The organism is Curtobacterium sp. 314Chir4.1 (genome assembly GCF_900215175.1).
GTDB classification, from domain to species: domain Bacteria; phylum Actinomycetota; class Actinomycetes; order Actinomycetales; family Microbacteriaceae; genus Curtobacterium; species Curtobacterium pusillum_A.
Genome location: NZ_OCMI01000006.1, coordinates 102,449 through 117,089 on the forward strand (window position 1 = coordinate 102,449; position 14,641 = coordinate 117,089).

Annotated in this window: 10 protein-coding genes and 1 tRNA gene; 4 read left to right on the forward strand and 7 right to left on the reverse strand. The window is 72.6% G+C overall.

All coding sequences use genetic code 11. The annotated features are described in order from the left end of the window. The first annotated feature begins 59 nt into the window (after nucleotides 1-59). The gene (locus tag CRP27_RS17350; RefSeq protein WP_097181860.1) at nucleotides 60-2,105 is read left to right on the forward strand and encodes a cytochrome c oxidase assembly protein; all 2,046 of its coding nucleotides are present in this window, start codon (nucleotides 60-62) and stop codon (nucleotides 2,103-2,105) included. A gap of 217 nt (nucleotides 2,106-2,322) precedes the next feature. Here CRP27_RS17350 and CRP27_RS17355 read toward each other — a convergent pair whose 3' ends face one another. From CRP27_RS17355 to CRP27_RS17365, 3 genes are all read right to left on the reverse strand, one after another. Continuing rightward, on the reverse strand, nucleotides 2,323-5,229 hold the full coding sequence (locus tag CRP27_RS17355) for an Ig-like domain repeat protein (RefSeq protein ID WP_097181861.1): 2,907 nt from the start codon (nucleotides 5,227-5,229) through the stop codon (nucleotides 2,323-2,325). Nucleotides 5,230-5,576: 347 nt separating this feature from the next. After that, nucleotides 5,577-5,924, reverse strand: a complete 348-nt coding sequence (locus CRP27_RS17360; protein WP_097181862.1) for a hypothetical protein — start codon at nucleotides 5,922-5,924, stop codon at nucleotides 5,577-5,579. Continuing rightward, complete coding sequence (locus tag CRP27_RS17365) at nucleotides 5,914-7,008, reverse strand: DUF6177 family protein (protein ID WP_097181863.1); 1,095 nt, start codon at nucleotides 7,006-7,008, stop codon at nucleotides 5,914-5,916. The genes CRP27_RS17360 and CRP27_RS17365 overlap by 11 nt, the downstream gene beginning before the upstream one ends. 243 nt (nucleotides 7,009-7,251) lie before the next feature. Here CRP27_RS17365 and CRP27_RS17370 point away from each other — a divergent pair. The 3 genes from CRP27_RS17370 to CRP27_RS17380 all read left to right on the forward strand — a co-directional run bounded on the left by CRP27_RS17370 (nucleotide 7,252) and on the right by CRP27_RS17380 (nucleotide 9,528). Then, nucleotides 7,252-7,322: transfer RNA gene (locus CRP27_RS17370), tRNA-Gly, on the forward strand. A 113-nt stretch (nucleotides 7,323-7,435) separates the two neighbouring features. Beyond that, complete coding sequence (gene bla, locus CRP27_RS17375; protein WP_097181864.1) at nucleotides 7,436-8,368, forward strand: class A beta-lactamase; 933 nt, start codon at nucleotides 7,436-7,438, stop codon at nucleotides 8,366-8,368. 59 nt (nucleotides 8,369-8,427) lie between these two features. Beyond that, the gene (locus CRP27_RS17380; protein ID WP_097181865.1) at nucleotides 8,428-9,528 is read left to right on the forward strand and encodes an FAD-dependent oxidoreductase; all 1,101 of its coding nucleotides are present in this window, start codon (nucleotides 8,428-8,430) and stop codon (nucleotides 9,526-9,528) included. 42 nt (nucleotides 9,529-9,570) lie between these two features. Here CRP27_RS17380 and CRP27_RS17385 read toward each other — a convergent pair whose 3' ends face one another. The 4 genes from CRP27_RS17385 to CRP27_RS17400 are packed head-to-tail and all read right to left on the reverse strand — an operon-like array spanning nucleotide 9,571 to nucleotide 14,601. After that, complete coding sequence (locus tag CRP27_RS17385) at nucleotides 9,571-11,439, reverse strand: glycogen debranching N-terminal domain-containing protein (protein ID WP_141399815.1); 1,869 nt, start codon at nucleotides 11,437-11,439, stop codon at nucleotides 9,571-9,573. Continuing rightward, complete coding sequence (locus CRP27_RS17390; protein WP_097181867.1) at nucleotides 11,436-12,752, reverse strand: hypothetical protein; 1,317 nt, start codon at nucleotides 12,750-12,752, stop codon at nucleotides 11,436-11,438. Before CRP27_RS17390 ends, CRP27_RS17385 begins: the two co-directional genes overlap by 4 nt. After that, nucleotides 12,749-13,546, reverse strand: a complete 798-nt coding sequence (locus tag CRP27_RS17395; RefSeq protein WP_097181868.1) for a sugar phosphate isomerase/epimerase — start codon at nucleotides 13,544-13,546, stop codon at nucleotides 12,749-12,751. The genes CRP27_RS17390 and CRP27_RS17395 overlap by 4 nt, the downstream gene beginning before the upstream one ends. Beyond that, on the reverse strand, nucleotides 13,543-14,601 hold the full coding sequence (locus CRP27_RS17400; RefSeq protein ID WP_097181869.1) for a zinc-binding alcohol dehydrogenase: 1,059 nt from the start codon (nucleotides 14,599-14,601) through the stop codon (nucleotides 13,543-13,545). The genes CRP27_RS17395 and CRP27_RS17400 overlap by 4 nt, the downstream gene beginning before the upstream one ends. Nucleotides 14,602-14,641: the final 40 nt, after the last annotated feature.

Here is a 14,641-nt window from a genome sequence, read left to right on the forward strand (position 1 = left end):
GCGCGTCGCTCAGGAACCGGCGGCGTGGGCCCAGCCGAGACGCCTACCATTGGACGGTCATGACCGTCACGTCACCCGAAACCCAGCCTGGAGGCGCGGCGCCGGAATCCGCGCCCGTCACCGCGCGCACGTCCACCGTCGCGACGGTCCTCGTCATCGCGATCCCGCTCGCGGTCGCGTGCTCGATCCTCGGACTGACGCTCACGGGAGCGTTCACCGCGAACCAGCAGCTGGTGTCCGCGGGCGACCTCGTCGAGTACGGCCTGCCCGTCGCGCGGGTCGTGCACGACACGATGGCGGCGCTGACGATCGGGCTCCTGGTCGTCGGGGCGTTCGCGCTGCCGGCGCAGAAGAAGGACCACGGCGCGATGTCGAGCGTGCAGCACCGGGCGTCGCGCTGGGCGGCTGCGACCGGTGCGGTGTGGTTCCTCGCGGCGGTCGTGAGCATCGTCTTCACGGGGGCGAACACCCTCGGCGTCCCGCTCACCAGCCCGGTGTTCGCGCGGAACTTCATGCTCTTCGCGTTCCAGGTCGAGATCGGCCAGGCACTCGTCGTCTCCGCCGTGGCGATCCTCGTCGCGACCGTCGTCGCCGCCTTCGCCACCCGCGTCACCACCCTGGCCGTGGCCACGGTCGCGGGCCTCTTCGCACTGCTCCCCCTCGCGCTCTCCGGGCACGCGGCCGGTTCGCTCGAGCACGCGAACGCGGTGAACTCGCTCGCGGTGCACCTCGTCGCGGTGTGCGTCTGGGCGGGCGGCCTCGTCGCCGTGCTGGTCCTGCGCACCCGGACGAAGGGTGCCACCGGGCGGGTCGCGTCCCGCTACTCGACGCTCGCCGGGTGGGCTTTCGCGGCCGTCGCGTTCTCGGGCATCGTGAACGCCTCGCTCCGGCTGACCGGCCCGCTCGACCTCTTCACGACGACGTACGGGTGGCTCATCACGGTGAAGGCCGTGATCCTCGTGCTGCTCGGGCTCGCCGGGGTGGTACAGCGTCGCCGACTCGTCCCCGCCCTGCTCCGTTCCCCGCTCGACCGGCGGTCGTTCACCCGGTTCGCCCTGGCCGAGGTCGTCTTCATGGCCGTGGCCATCGGCGTCTCCGTCGCGGTGTCGCGCTCGCAGCCGCCGATCCCGCAGACGCCCGAGACCGGTGAGGACACCCGTTCCGGCCTGATCGGGTTCCCGTACCCGCCGGCCCAGACCGTGCACACGTACCTGACGCAGTGGCACGTCGACTGGGTGTGGCTCGCGCTCGCGGTCGTCGGTGCCGGCTGGTACCTGCTCGCCGTCCGCAAGCTCCGGAAGCGCGGCGACAAGTGGCCCGTCGGCCGCACGATCGCATGGCTGCTCGGCTGCGCGCTGTTCATCTGGACGACCTCGGCGGGACCAGCGGTCTACGGGATGATCCACTTCTCGTCGCACATGCTCCAGCACATGCTGCTGATGATGTTCGTGCCGCTGCCGCTCGTGCTCGGTGGACCGGTGCTCCTCGCGCTGCGGACCCTGCCGGTGCGGAACGACGGATCGCGCGGTGCCCGCGAGTGGCTCATGCTGTTCACGCACTCGCGGTACATGCAGTTCCTGGCGCGGCCGGCCGTCGCGGGTGTCATCTTCGCGGGCTCCCTCGTGGTGTTCTACTTCACGCCGGCGTACCAGTACGCCATGCAGTCGCACGAGTGGCACGTCGCGATGGTCGTGCACTTCGTGTTCAGCGGGTACCTGTTCTTCTGGGTGTTCGTGGGCGTCGACCCGGGCCCGGCGCGGCCCCAGTACCCGATCCTCATCATCGCCCTGCTCGCGACCCTGGCCTTCCACGCGTTCTTCGGCGTCGCGGTGATGACCTCGCAGTCGGTGTTCGCGCTCGACTGGTTCCACGCGCTCGGACAGACCAACGACGCGGCACTCCTCGACGATCAGCACACGGGCGGCGGGATCGCGTGGGGGGCGTCCGAGCTCCCGATGGTGTTCGTCGCGCTGCTCGTGGTGCGGAACTGGGTGAAGTCGGACTCCCGCGACGCGAAGCGCCTGGACCGCAAGGCCGACCGCGACGGGGACGCCGACCTCAGGGCGTACAACGAGCGGCTCGCCGCGATGCACGACCGCGACTGACACGGCAGCGGGGTCCCGGGGTACCGGGGTCGCGGTGGTCGCACCGTGCGAGGTCACGCCACGTCCCCGCCCGCAGTGTGCGAGGTTCCGCGCGCGGTGCGAGGCAGATCGGCTCGCACGCTGCGCGGGACCTCGCACACTGCGCAGCGCCGGACGCAGAACCGCGCACCGTGCGAGGGTCGCACGGTGCGCGGTTCGTGGGACTGTGCCCGGTCGGTTACTCCGCGGACTCCGCGGACTCCCGGGCAGCGCGGGTCCGACAGACCATCAGCAGCACCAGTCCGGCCAAGAGCAGGGCTGCGGCGAGACCGATGCCCGTGCCCATCGCGAGCGGCGAGCCGGTGAACGCGAGCTCCCCCGCGCTCGGCGTGTCGCCGGTGGCCGACGGGGCGTGCGACGGCGTCGCCGAGGACGACGGGTCGGCCGGGGTCGTCGGGTCGTCGGTCGGGTCGGTGCCCGGGTCCACGACGGGTGCAGCGTCGACGACGACCTCGAGCGAGGTGCTCGACGCCGCGAACGACGCGTCCCCGCTGTACGCGACCGTCACGGTGTTCGTGCCGACCGGCAGCGCGTCGGTCTCGCAGTCGGTCTCCGGCAGCGTGGCCGTGCACAGGACCGTGCCGTCTGCCGCGGTGAACGTCACCGTGCCGGTCGCACCCGCCGGCAGGCCGGAGGCGCTCAGACGCACCTTCTTCCCGACGACCGTGTGGGCGGTGTCCGTGGAGGCCACGAGCTCGGTCGGCTGCGCGGTCACGACCAGGTCGAAGGGCTCGCCCTCGGCCGGCTCGTAGTTGTCGTCACCGCTGTACTTCGCGTGCACGCGGTACTTCCCACCGGCGAGGTCCGACGGGACCGCGCACGTGGTGTCCGGCAGGGTCGCGGTGCAGAGGACCGTGCCGTCGTCCGCGACGTAGTCGATGGTGCCGGTGGCGTCCTTCGGGACCTTCGGGGTGTCGAGCGTGGTCGTCTCGCCGTGCGTGACCGTCACCGTGGTGTCCGACGGGTCGGACGGGTCCGACGGTCCTGACGGGTCCGTCGGGTCGGACGGGTCGGAGGGAGCAGGCGTCAGCGTGGTCGACGCCTTGCGCACCGCGAGGTCCACGGCCACCGCGGTCGACGCCGCGTACCGACTGTCACCCGAGTAGACCGCCGTGACGGAGTGCTTCCCGGCGGACAGACCCGTGACGTCGCAGCTCGTGTCCGGGAGCGTCGCCGTGCAGAGGACCGTGTCGCCCTCGCGGAACTCGACGGTGCCGGTCGGCGCGGCCAGCGTGCCGTCCTGGCCCTCGAGTCCGTCGACGCCGAGCGTCACGGTCTCGCCGTACGCCGCCGACTCGGGGTCGGACGTCAGCGCGATCTCGGTCGGGATCTCCGAGACGACGAGCGAACCGGTGCCGCTGGCCGCGGTGTGGTCCGAGTCACCCGAGTAGGTGGCGGTGATGCCCTTCGTCCCGACCTCGGAGGTGGCGACGGTGCAGGACGCGACCCCCGACGCGATCGTCGCGGAGCACAGCGTCGCACCGGTCGTCGTGTCGGTGAAGGTGACGGTGCCGATCGGCGTGGTGCCGCCCTGCGCCGCACCCGAGGCCACGGTCGCGCTCAGGGTGGCGCGGTCGCCCACGGTCGCGGACGCCTCGGACACCGTGACGGTGCTCGGCTGCGGCTCGACGGTGACGGCTCGGGTGATGGTGATCGCCTCGGCGTCCGTCGACGCGACGACGGTCGACACGGTGGCGGTGCGCGCGGCGCCGGACACCGTGTACGGGATCGTCAGCTGCGGGAGGACGGTCCCCGGGGTGCGGTCCGCGGCGGCCTGGTCGCACGTGACGACCTGGCCGGACGCGGAGCAGGTCCAGCCGTCACCGGTCGCGGCAGCGGCCGCGGGCGTGAAGCCCGCGGGGAAGGTGGTCGTGGTGCGGACGAGCTGCGACTCCGACCCGCCGTCGGCGGACACGGTCGGGGTGACCGTGTACGTGCCGGAGCCGGCGTGCGCGACGCTGGACGTGCCTCCAGGCTGGGCGGTCAGCACCGGCACCGGACCGGCGGCCGTCGTCGTCTTGAGGTAGTTGACCTCGTGCACGTCGTTCTGTCCGCCCGTGCCCGCGACCCAGCCGTAGGTGAGCTTGTAGGGGTAGCCGGTCGCAGGGTCGATCCACGACGAGTCGATGTTCGCGGCGTTCGACGACGTCCCGAGCTTGGGCAGCGCGCCGGTCACGACCTGCTGCGTCCCACCGATGGAGGTGAAGATGACCGCGTACTGACCGGCCGGGACGGACACGGACGTGTTCTCCTGCGCGGTCAGCATCGACGAGGTCGGGTTGATGACGATCTCGACCGGGACCTTCGCCTGCGCGCGGTCGGTGACGTTCGTCTTGTTGAGGGAGCCGGTCACCAGCGTCTTCGACTGCACGCAGTACCCGGTGGAGCCGTCGCCCGGGCCGCGCACCGTCACGGCGTTCGCGTACAGGGTGCCGTTCGTCCCCGCGTCGGCGTCACATCCGGTGCCACCGAACTGGCGGTTCGCGAAGTTGCCGAACCGGTCGAGGCCGATGCCGAGGTACGCGTGCGACAGCCCCTGCGCGTTGTTCGCGGTGCTGGCGCTGTAGCCGAGCGACCCGCCGAGGTACCCGATCTTCGCCGGGACGGTCGGGTTGTACGGGTCGGTCGCGGCGAGGTAGAACACGATGCCGTCGGCCGAGGTGCCGTTGTACTGGTAGCTGTTGAAGACCGCGTCGATGCCCTTGGTGATCGGCACCGACTGCTTCGCACCGACACCACCGGACTGGTTGTTCACGTTCGAGGTCAGGCGCAGTGCACCCGACCCGTCGGCGTCCGTCGTACCCGAACAGGTCGGGATCGACCCGGTGTTCGTGCCGGACGACGGGCGCGCGGTGAGGCACGCGACGTTCCCGCCGGACGCGGTCGTCGTCGGCAGGATGTAGCCGGTGCCGGCGGACGCGCCCGTGAAGCCCTCCTGCACGAAGGTGGTCTGCGCCGGAGCGGCGGCCGACGCGGTGGTCGCGCCCGCCCCGAGGACTGCAAGACCGGCGAGACCGGCGACGACGAAGCCGGCGAGGATGCTGCGAGCGCGCGCGACGGCACGCTTCTGGGGTTGTGTACGCACTGGAGCCCTGTTCAGTGAGAAGAGCGGTGCCGACGAGGAGCGTGCGCGCCCGGCTCGTCGGCTCGGGTGTTCACACCGTAGAGCCGGATCGGGTACTCGCGGGTCTCGAAACCGGCGTTCGCACCACAACTGGGGACACGCGCGGGCTGCGCCGAGCCACGCAGCGCGTCGCGGAAGGTCCCGGAACGCGCCGCGTACGGTCCCAGGCACGTGCAACCGCCTCGCACCGTGCGACGCTCCGCCTCCGACGGTGCGAGGTTCCGCCTTCGGTGCGAGGCCGATCGGGTCGCACGCTGGACGAAAGCTCGCACACTGCGCAGCGCGGCGCGCACGCCGCGCTGCGACGGTCAGTCGCCGTGCACGATGCAGACCGCGTCGAGGTCCAACGCGGCCTCGAGCGCAGCCGAGATGCCGGACTCGCCGTCCGCCCCCGCCGGGGTCACCGTGTCCACCCACCACAACGGCGTGGACAGGGCTGGAGCGTCGGGCAGGATCCGTTCGACCTCGTCGAGGGAGTCCACCCGCCGCACCCCGAGCACGGTGATGACCGGGTGCGTGGCGTCCCGGCAGACCTGCATCATCGGGCCGTCGTCGAGCGCGCGGACACCCCAGGTCTCGTCGTGCAGGAGCAGGGCTTCGGCGACGTCGCGCGTCTCCACTGCTTCCCGGCAGAGCAGGGTGACGTCACGGGGCACTGTGACCGCCGAACGCGTGCGAACCAGAACCGCCGTGGCCCGGACCACCAGCTCCGCTGACGTGTCCGTCGAGCGTGCCCTCGTCGTGCGCCGGGTCGAGCGGTGCGCCGCCGACGAGCTGCAGGAAGCGGTCCTCGTCGATGCGGTCCAGGAACGCCTCGAGCGCCTCCCAGCCGTCGTCGAACCGCACCACGAGCCCGCCGCCGCCGAACGTCGACGTGGTGGTGCGCGGTGGCGGCCAGACGCCGTCGCGGTCGAGGAACTGCGAGGCCTCCGGTCCGACGACGACCGCGAGCGGCGTGGGTTCGCCGTGCGACACCGCGCGGACGAGGTGGTCGACGTCTCCGCGTCGCTGCATCACCACGCCGAAGACCGGTTCGACGTCGTCCGCGACGCGGTGCACGGCGTCCAGCAGCTTCGTCGCGAGGGCCGGGTCTGCCCCGTCCTCGGGGATGGTCAGCACGGCGGACATCGTCTCGACGACGACCCCGTCGAGCAGGTGCGCGGTCATGGTCGCCGAGAACCCCTCGCCCACGGCGTACGAGGTCGAGATCGCCGGCGCTTCGTGCTTGGCGTACTGCGTGACGACCCAGCGGTCCCACGGCACGGTGAGCGGTTCCGCGGTGCCCCAACGCGTCGGGCAGGTGCCGACCGTCTCGCACAGTGCCTCGATCGCGGAGCCGATGTCGATCGCCCGCTCGGAGTGGTGCCGGAGCGTCAGGTCGATGCTGATCTGCCGGACGGAGTCGGCGGCGACCGGGTGCCCGGCTGCGGGCGTCCCGACGAGCTCGGGCCCGCGCTGGACGAAGTCCTCGATGCCGGAAGCAGCGACCCCCGTGCGTCCGTCGCGCAACGTGCCGTCGGCGGCGACCACGGCCCACGCAGCCCCGTGCGCTCCCAACGCGTGTCGCAGGGCGGGGGTGATCGCGGAGTTCAGGCCGGTGCGGAGCACGACCATGCGTCCGGACTCGGATGCACGTCGGAGGAGGGAGGCGAGCGCTTCGGTCAGCCACACCACCGGCGAAGCGGACTCGACCACGATGGCGGGGCCGACCACGTCGTCGATGAGGGGATGTCTGACCATCCGGGCCTCCTCGGGTTCGCGGGTCGCTCGATCCACCTGGACGGTACACACGCGCACGACACCTGTCCGTCAGGCGGGCGGGCTCACAGCGGAGACACGGGTGCGCCCGGCTCGCGTCCGCGGGGTGCCGCGGCAGACGGCCTGGAGGCACGGATCGCGTCCGCCACGCGGCGCACCGTGGGCGCTCGGCTGGCGTCCAGCGGAGAATCCGCTAGGCTTGCGACGTCCCGCTGAGCGGGGCGCGCGAGTGTAGTTCAATGGTAGAACTCCAGCTTCCCAAGCTGGTAGCGCGGGTTCGATTCCCGTCACTCGCTCTCTTCTGCGGAGCCGGTCTCCACGTGCAACACGCCGGGCTCGTGCACTTCCCCGATGCCACGCGGGTCGTCGTTCCCGGCGCGGGTCCAGGCACCCGCGGCAGGGTGCCCCCATGCGCCACTCCACCGCCATGGTCGCCAGCGGCGTCGTCGTCGCACTCGCACTCGCCGGTTGCGGCACCGGCACCGGCACCGCGGCACCGACCGCGACCGGATCCAGCGCGACACCGGCGGTCAGCGGACCAGACCGCGCCGCCGTTGCGCGGTCCCTCGCCGCCCTCGAGCGGGAGTACGACGCAACGGTCGGCGTCGTCGCGACCGACACGACGACCGGCGCGACGATCTCGTACAACGGCGACCGTCGCTTCGGGTACGCGTCGACGCTCAAGGCGTTCGCAGCGGCGCAGTTCCTGCGGTCGGTGCACGGCGCCGCCCGTGTCGAACGCGTGCACTGGACCGCGGCCGACGTCACGGCGGCGGGGCACTCCCCCGTGACCGAGCAGCACATCCCCGACGGACTGACGTACACCGAACTCGTCGATGCGGCGGTCCGACAGAGCGACAACACGGCGCTGAACCTCGTCCTCACGCGGATCGGCGGACCGAAGGGACTCGACGACGCCCTCGCTGCGCTCGGCGACACCACGACCGAGGTGGTCAACGACGAGCCGGACCTCAACACGATCGAACCCGGCAGCACCGAGGACACGACCACCCCCGCCGCGTTCACCGCGGACCTGGCGAGGGTGTTCGACGGGCACACGCTGAACGCCTCCGACACCGCGCAGCTCCGGGACTGGATGAGCGGCAACGCCACCGGCGACACCCTCATCCGCGCCGGCGCACCGACGGGGTGGGCGGTGGCGGACAAGTCCGGCGGCGCCGGCGGCATCCGCAACGACATCGCCCGCGTCACGACGACCGACGGCAACGAGATCACCATCTCGGTCCTGACGACGAAGCACGACCCGGCAGCGGCGTACGACGACGCCCTGGTCGCGAGGTCCGCCGCGGCGGTCCTGCGGGCGTTCACGACCGAGGACTGAACGTCGCACGACGTCATCGACGACACCTGTCGGAAACGACCCGGTACTACGATCGCGACGTGTCCTCCCCCACCATCGTCATCGGCGCCGGGGTCGTCGGTGCCGCGACCGCGTACGCCCTGACCGCCCGCGGCGAGCGTGTGCTCCTGGTCGAGCAGCACGAACGCGGACACCACCACGGGTCCTCGCACGGTGCGACGCGGATCTTCCGGCAGGGGTACGCCGACGCCGAGTACGTCGCACTGACCACCCGCGCACTGGAACTGTGGGAAGCGCTCGAGGCCGCGGGCGACACGACCCTGATCGACCGGACCGGCGCAGTGGACCACGGTCGCGTCGAGGTCGTCGACGCCATCGCCGCCGCGCTCACCGACGCGGGCATCCCGCACGAGACCCTCACCCCGGACGAAGCGGCAGCCCGCTGGCCCGGCATCGCGTTCGAGGGACACGTCCTCACGCACGCCACGGCAGGGCGCATCCACTCCGCCGAAGCGATCGAGCTCTTCCTCACCCTGGCCGAGCGCACGGGGCTCGCCGACCTCCGGTTCGACACCCGGGTCACCCGCGTGGAGGACCACGGCGACGCCGTGACCGTCACCCTGACGGCCGCCGACGGCGGCACCGAGGCGGTCCGCACCGCGTCCGTGGTGGCCGCGGTGGGCTCGTGGGCCCCGACGCTGATCGGTGACCTGCTCGCGGAACGCGGGGCGCGCCTCCCGGCCATCCGCGTCACCCAGGAGCAGCCCGCCCACTTCCCCAGCCACCTGCCGGACGAGGCCTGGCCGAGCTTCGTGCACTGGGCCGACGGCGACGACGTCTACGGCCTGCTCACCCCGGGCGAGGGCGTCAAGGTCGGGTTCCACGGGACCGGACCGGTCGTCGACCCGGACCACCGGGACTTCACGCCCGTGCCCGCCGAGGCCGCGCGGCTGCAGGCGTACGTGGAGCGGTTCGTGCCGGGTGTCGACGCGTCGAAGCCGACGTTCATCAGCTGCCTGTACGACAACTCCCCCGACGAGGACTTCGTCATCGACCGTCGGGGCCCGATCACCGTCGCCACCGGGTTCTCCGGCCACGGCTTCAAGTTCGCACCGCTGCTCGGTGACATGATCGCCGACCTCGCGACCGGCGGGGCACCCCATCCCCGCTTCTCCCTCTGACGCCCTGACCTGTCTCGTCCACACCGGGCCCGGACCGGCTCGTCAGACCAGTCGCAACACCGCCAGCACCGCCGCGACCGCCCACGCCTGCGGCCGAGCCGCCTGCCGGTACGCCACGGGCACCGGGAACGCCGACCGCTCGATGCCGCCGAACAGCTCCGGCAGGGTCCCGCCACAGGCCTCCGCCGCCGCGAGCAGCCCCTCGGCGAGCACCCGGGCTGCCGCGTCGTGCCCGTACGAGGCCATCCCCACGGCGGCGAGCGCGGTGTCGTGGGGCCACACCGAGCCGTTGTGGTACGACAGCGGGGCGTACCGGGCACTCCCGGCGGCGAGGGTCCGGAGCCCCCAGCCGGAGAACACATCGTCCGCGAGCAACCGGTCCGTCACGACCCGGGCGTCGTGCGGCCACAGGATGCCCGACCAGAGCAGGTGCCCGATGTTCGACGACACCACCTCGACCCGGGCGCCGTCGCCGTCGAGCGCCAGGACGGGGACGTCGATGCGGTCGCTCCAGAACGCGTCACGGAAGCGGGTGCGCAACGCGGCGGCCTCGCCCTCGAGCGTGGCGGCGTAGTCAGGGTCGCCCCAGACCTCGCGCGCGAGTGCCGCCGTGTCGACGAGCGCGCGCCACGCGTAGCCCTGCACCTCGCACAGTGCGATCGCGCCGGAGTCGACGACACGTCCGTCGGCGTGGGCGACGGCGTCCTCGGAGTCCTTCCACCCCTGGTGGATCAGCCCCGCGGGGTCGGGGGTGTACCGGAGGAAACCGTGTTCGCCGAGTCCGCCCGCACTGCGCATCCACTCGACGGCGGCACGTGCGGCGGGTTCGAGTTCGCGCGCGACGTCGTCCGGTGCCTGCCCGAGACCGATCAGGAACAGCGGGGTGACGTCGACGGACCCGTGGTAGTGCCGGTAGGGCACCTCGTCGAGGACGGCCAGCTCGTCGATGCGGAGCTCGTGCGGCAGCTTCCCGGGCTCGGCGACGCGGGCAGCGTCGAACGAGGTCGCCTGTTCCGCGGCGAGCGCCCGCAGCACCGGGACGAGCAGGTCCGGTGCGTCGTCGGCGGCGAGCAGCGCGGTCAGCAGCGAGTCGCGTCCGAACAGGGTGAGGAACCAGGGCACGCCCGCCCCGACGACGTGGTCGCCGCTGTCGGCCGGGAGGCCCGGGGCCGGCATCCGGAGCGCCTGCAGGTCGTCCTGTGCTCGGCTCCACAGATCGTGGGGCTCGACGACGTCGGGTCGCGCCGGCCAGGCGGGGACCGGTGCGGGGCTCGCGGAACCGACCGTGTCCGCGTCTGCGACGCGCGTGCGGAAGGCGATCCGCGCCTCCTGGCCGGCGGCGACCGTGACACGACGGACGAGGCGGGCGCTGGTGTCCTGCTCGCTGACGGTCACCTCGGCGAGGGGGCCGTCGCTCTCGGTGCGGAACGCGATCGCGTACGCGCGGCGGCGGTGTGCGACGGTGACGCCGCGGTCGTCCGGGATGATCGTGCGGACGGCGTCCGAGCGGTCGAAGGTCCGCTTGTCGGAGCGGAGCGCGAACGGGTCGGCGGCGTCGACGGCGACCTCGAGGGCGACCTCGACCTCGCGGTCCTCGTGCGCGGCGTTGCGGACGGTGACCCACTCGTCGAGGCAGTCCGCGCCGACCCGCTGTGTCAGGACGACGAGCACGTCGCTCGACTCGTTGCGGGCGCCGCGCGGCAGGAGCACCACGGACCGCACGCTGCGGCTGATCGTGCTCGCGGCGACGTCGAGCGGACGTCCGTCCACCAGGAGGGCGCGTGCGGAGAGTGCGCGGCAGTCGCGGAGGAACAGCCCGCGTGCCGGGTCGTCGGGGAGCTGGCGGACGCCGCCGTCCTCGTCGGACCGGAGCATCGCGCCGCCGCCGACGAGGACGGTCGCCTCGGTCACGACCGTCGTCCGTGCAGGACGTCGAGCGCGAGCGCCGCGGTCCACGAGAACCGGCGGGTGCCGTGCGGGGTGCCGTCGGCCGGCCCGACGTACTCGGGGTGGTCCCCGGGGGCGGCGAGGTCGACGATCGCTCGGCGCAGGCCGTCGGCGATGTCCGGGCGACCCTGGACGCAGGTGCCCTCGGCGACGAGCCACGAGGTGTTGAACCAGGCCGGTCCGCGCCAGTACAGGCGCGGGTCGTAGGCGTCCGCGGTGACCGCCGTGCTCGGGACGAGGCGTGCGCCGGAGCCGAGGAACCCGGGGCCGGTGAGGGTCTCGACGAGTCGGTCGGCGTGCCGGATCCCCGGCAGCACGAGGGGCACGAGGCCGTTGACGGTCGCGACGGGGACGAGTTCGCCGGTGCGGGTGTCCGCGGCGGTGTGGATGCCCAGGTCGTCGTGCCAGAGCTGGTCGAGCGCGGCGGTCAGGTCGGCGGCCCGGGCACGATGGGGTGCCGGGTCGGCGCCGATGTGCCCGGCGATGTCGGCGAGCGCGAGCTCGGACCGGGCGAGGAGGGCGTTCGACAGCGGGTCCTCGACGAGGAACGGGTAGGCGTCGTCGTGGTCGTCGCAGTCGTGGTCGCGGTAGCGCTCGGCGAGCCAGTAGTACCGGCCGTAGTCACGGTCCGAGGGGCGTTCGCCGTCGCCGGCGTGTGCGAGGTCGGGGCGGTCGAACGGGTCGCGCGGGGTGTCCGGCACGGTGGCGAGGACGGTGTCCCAGAGCGGGGAGTTGTCCGTGCCCGGCTCCCAGGGGTGCACGATGCTGATCAGTCCACGACCACCGCGGTCGCGACGTTCGGCGAGGTACGCGTGCCAGGCGACGAGCCGCGGGTAGGCGCGCTCGAGGAACCGGGCGCGGTCCGACCCCGACGGATCGGACTCGTGCACGGCGAGCGCCGCCCAGGCGTGCACGGCTGGCTGGACGAACCCGGCCGTGGAGGCGACGGGCGACGACCCCGGGATCTCGGACGAGCGCCAGAACGACGGCCCCGGGGAGTACTCGGCGCCCTTGGCGGGATCGAACACGATCTGCGGCAGGCGTCCGTCGGTCCACTGCGCGCCGAGCAGGGTCTCCAGCTCGAGGCGGGCACGACGCGGGGAGACGTGCCGGAGTCCGAACGCGATGAAGGCCGAGTCCCACGACCACTGGTGCGGGTAGAGCCCGGCGGCTGGCACGGTGTGGTCGCCGCGCCAGTTCGCGAGCAGGACCTCGGTCGCGGCGGCGCGCGCGGACGTGGCGCCTGCGGTCCGCGCCGTCGCGGTCTGCCGCGTCACAGGTACCTCTGCAGGAGCGGGGGGACGGTCGGCAGGACCTCGGCGGCCGGCCCGGAGAGCCGCGACTCGATGGCGATGCTGCCGGTGTAGCCGATCGCCTGCACGGTCGCACCGAACAGGGCCCAGTCGACGTGCCCGGCCCCGGGTTCGAGGCGGTTCGAGTCGCTGGCCTGCACGTGCCCGATCAGGTCGGCGACGTCGAGGAGCGCCTGCGCCGGGTCCGATTCCTCGATGTTCATGTGGTAGGTGTCGGCCACGATCCGGACGCCGTCGGAACCGACCTCGCGGATGAGCGACGCGGCGTCGGCGAGCCGGTTCACCATGTGGTCCTCGTAGCGGTTGAGCGGCTCGAGGAACAGCGTGACGCCCTCGGCCACGGCGTGCTCCCCGAGCTGCCCGAGCGCGTCCACGAGCACGGCACGGTCGTCGGCCTCGGAACGGGGCGGCTCGAACGGTGGCAGGCGACGGGAGAACATGCCGTAGGACGCCGGCGTCATCACCCCGACGCCGCCGATCTCCGCCATCACGCTGAGCTGCGACCGCATCTGCACGATCGCGTCGGCACGCAGGTCGGCGTCGAACGCTCCGATGAAGTGCGACATCTCGACGCACGTGGTGGGCATGTACACCCCGGCGGCAGCGGCGCGCTTGAGCGCGGGCAGGCGTGCGGCGAACCCGAGGTCACCGGCACTGCGGAGTTCGAGGCCGTCGAAGCCCCAGCTCCGGGCGGTGTCGGCCTTCTGCTCGAGCGAGGCACCGGGGACGTGCTGCTCCTGGACGGTCAGGCGGTTCACGGCAGCTCCAGGACGACCTGCAGCGCAGCCGACGGGTCGGTGTCGAGCATCTCGTACGCGGTCGCGGCGTCGGCCAGCGGGTAGCGGTGGCTGACCAGCGGACGCGGGTCGAGCTTGCCGGACGCCATCGCGTCGACGACCGCACGCTGCAGGCGCGGCACGTCCCAGCGGGCGCGGAGCCGTGTGGGGGCCGCACCGATCTGCGAGGCGATGACCTGCACGCGGTTGTGGTGGAACTCCTCGCCGAGGCGGACCGGCTGTGCGGCGCCCTGGTAGAACCCGGACGCGACGACCGTGCCGTCGACGCCGACCGTGCGGATGGCGTCGTGCAGGGCGTGGTAGTTGCCGCTCAGCTCGATGGCGACGTCGGCACCGGCACCGTCCGTGAGCTCACGGACGCGCAGCGCGAGCTCGGCGCCGGGCTCGAGGGCGTGCGACGCCCCCATCGCCAGCGCCTGCTCCCGACGCGACGCGATGCCGTCCACGGCGATGACGGTCGCGCCGTTGAGCACTGCCAGGCGGGTGGCGAGCAGGCCGATGACGCCCTGGCCGAACACCACCACGGTCGAGCCGACGCCGAGGTCGGCCGCGAGCACGCCGTTCAGGGCGATCGCACCGACTCGGACGAACGAGCCGGACAGCGGGTCGAGCCCCTCGGGCAGGGTGTGGCCGACGAGCTTGTCGACGGGCAGGACGCCCTCGGCGCGGTGCCCCCAGATGCCCCAGACGACGTCGCCGACCTCGGGTGCGCCGTCCGGCAGGGTGCCGTCCGCGAACGGGGCGACCTCGATGACCTCGCCAACCTCGGAGTAACCCCAGCCGTCGAGCGGGTAGGCGGGCGGACGCTGCTCGTCGGCGGCGCGGAAGAGCCGGATGTCCGGGTCCCACTCGCTCGTGAGGTAGGGGTTCGTCCCCCGGTACGCGGTCATCTCGGTACCGGCGGAGATCCCGGTGACGAGCGTGCGGACGCGCACCTCGCCTGGATGGAGTTCGGCGCTCGGTACGTCGACGATCTCGACTCGTCGCGGCGCTGCGAAGCGGAGTACTGCGGTCACTGGTCCCGTCCTCGTTGTCGTGGTCGCCGAGACATTAGCA

Coding starts and splice junctions, on each gene's coding strand:
- CRP27_RS17350 (WP_097181860.1), top strand. CDS start 60: ATGACCGTCACGTCACCCGAAACCCAGCCTGGAGGCGCGGCGCCGGAA.
- CRP27_RS17365 (WP_097181863.1), bottom strand. CDS start 7,008: ATGGTCAGACATCCCCTCATCGACGACGTGGTCGGCCCCGCCATCGTG.
- bla (WP_097181864.1), top strand. CDS start 7,436: ATGCGCCACTCCACCGCCATGGTCGCCAGCGGCGTCGTCGTCGCACTC.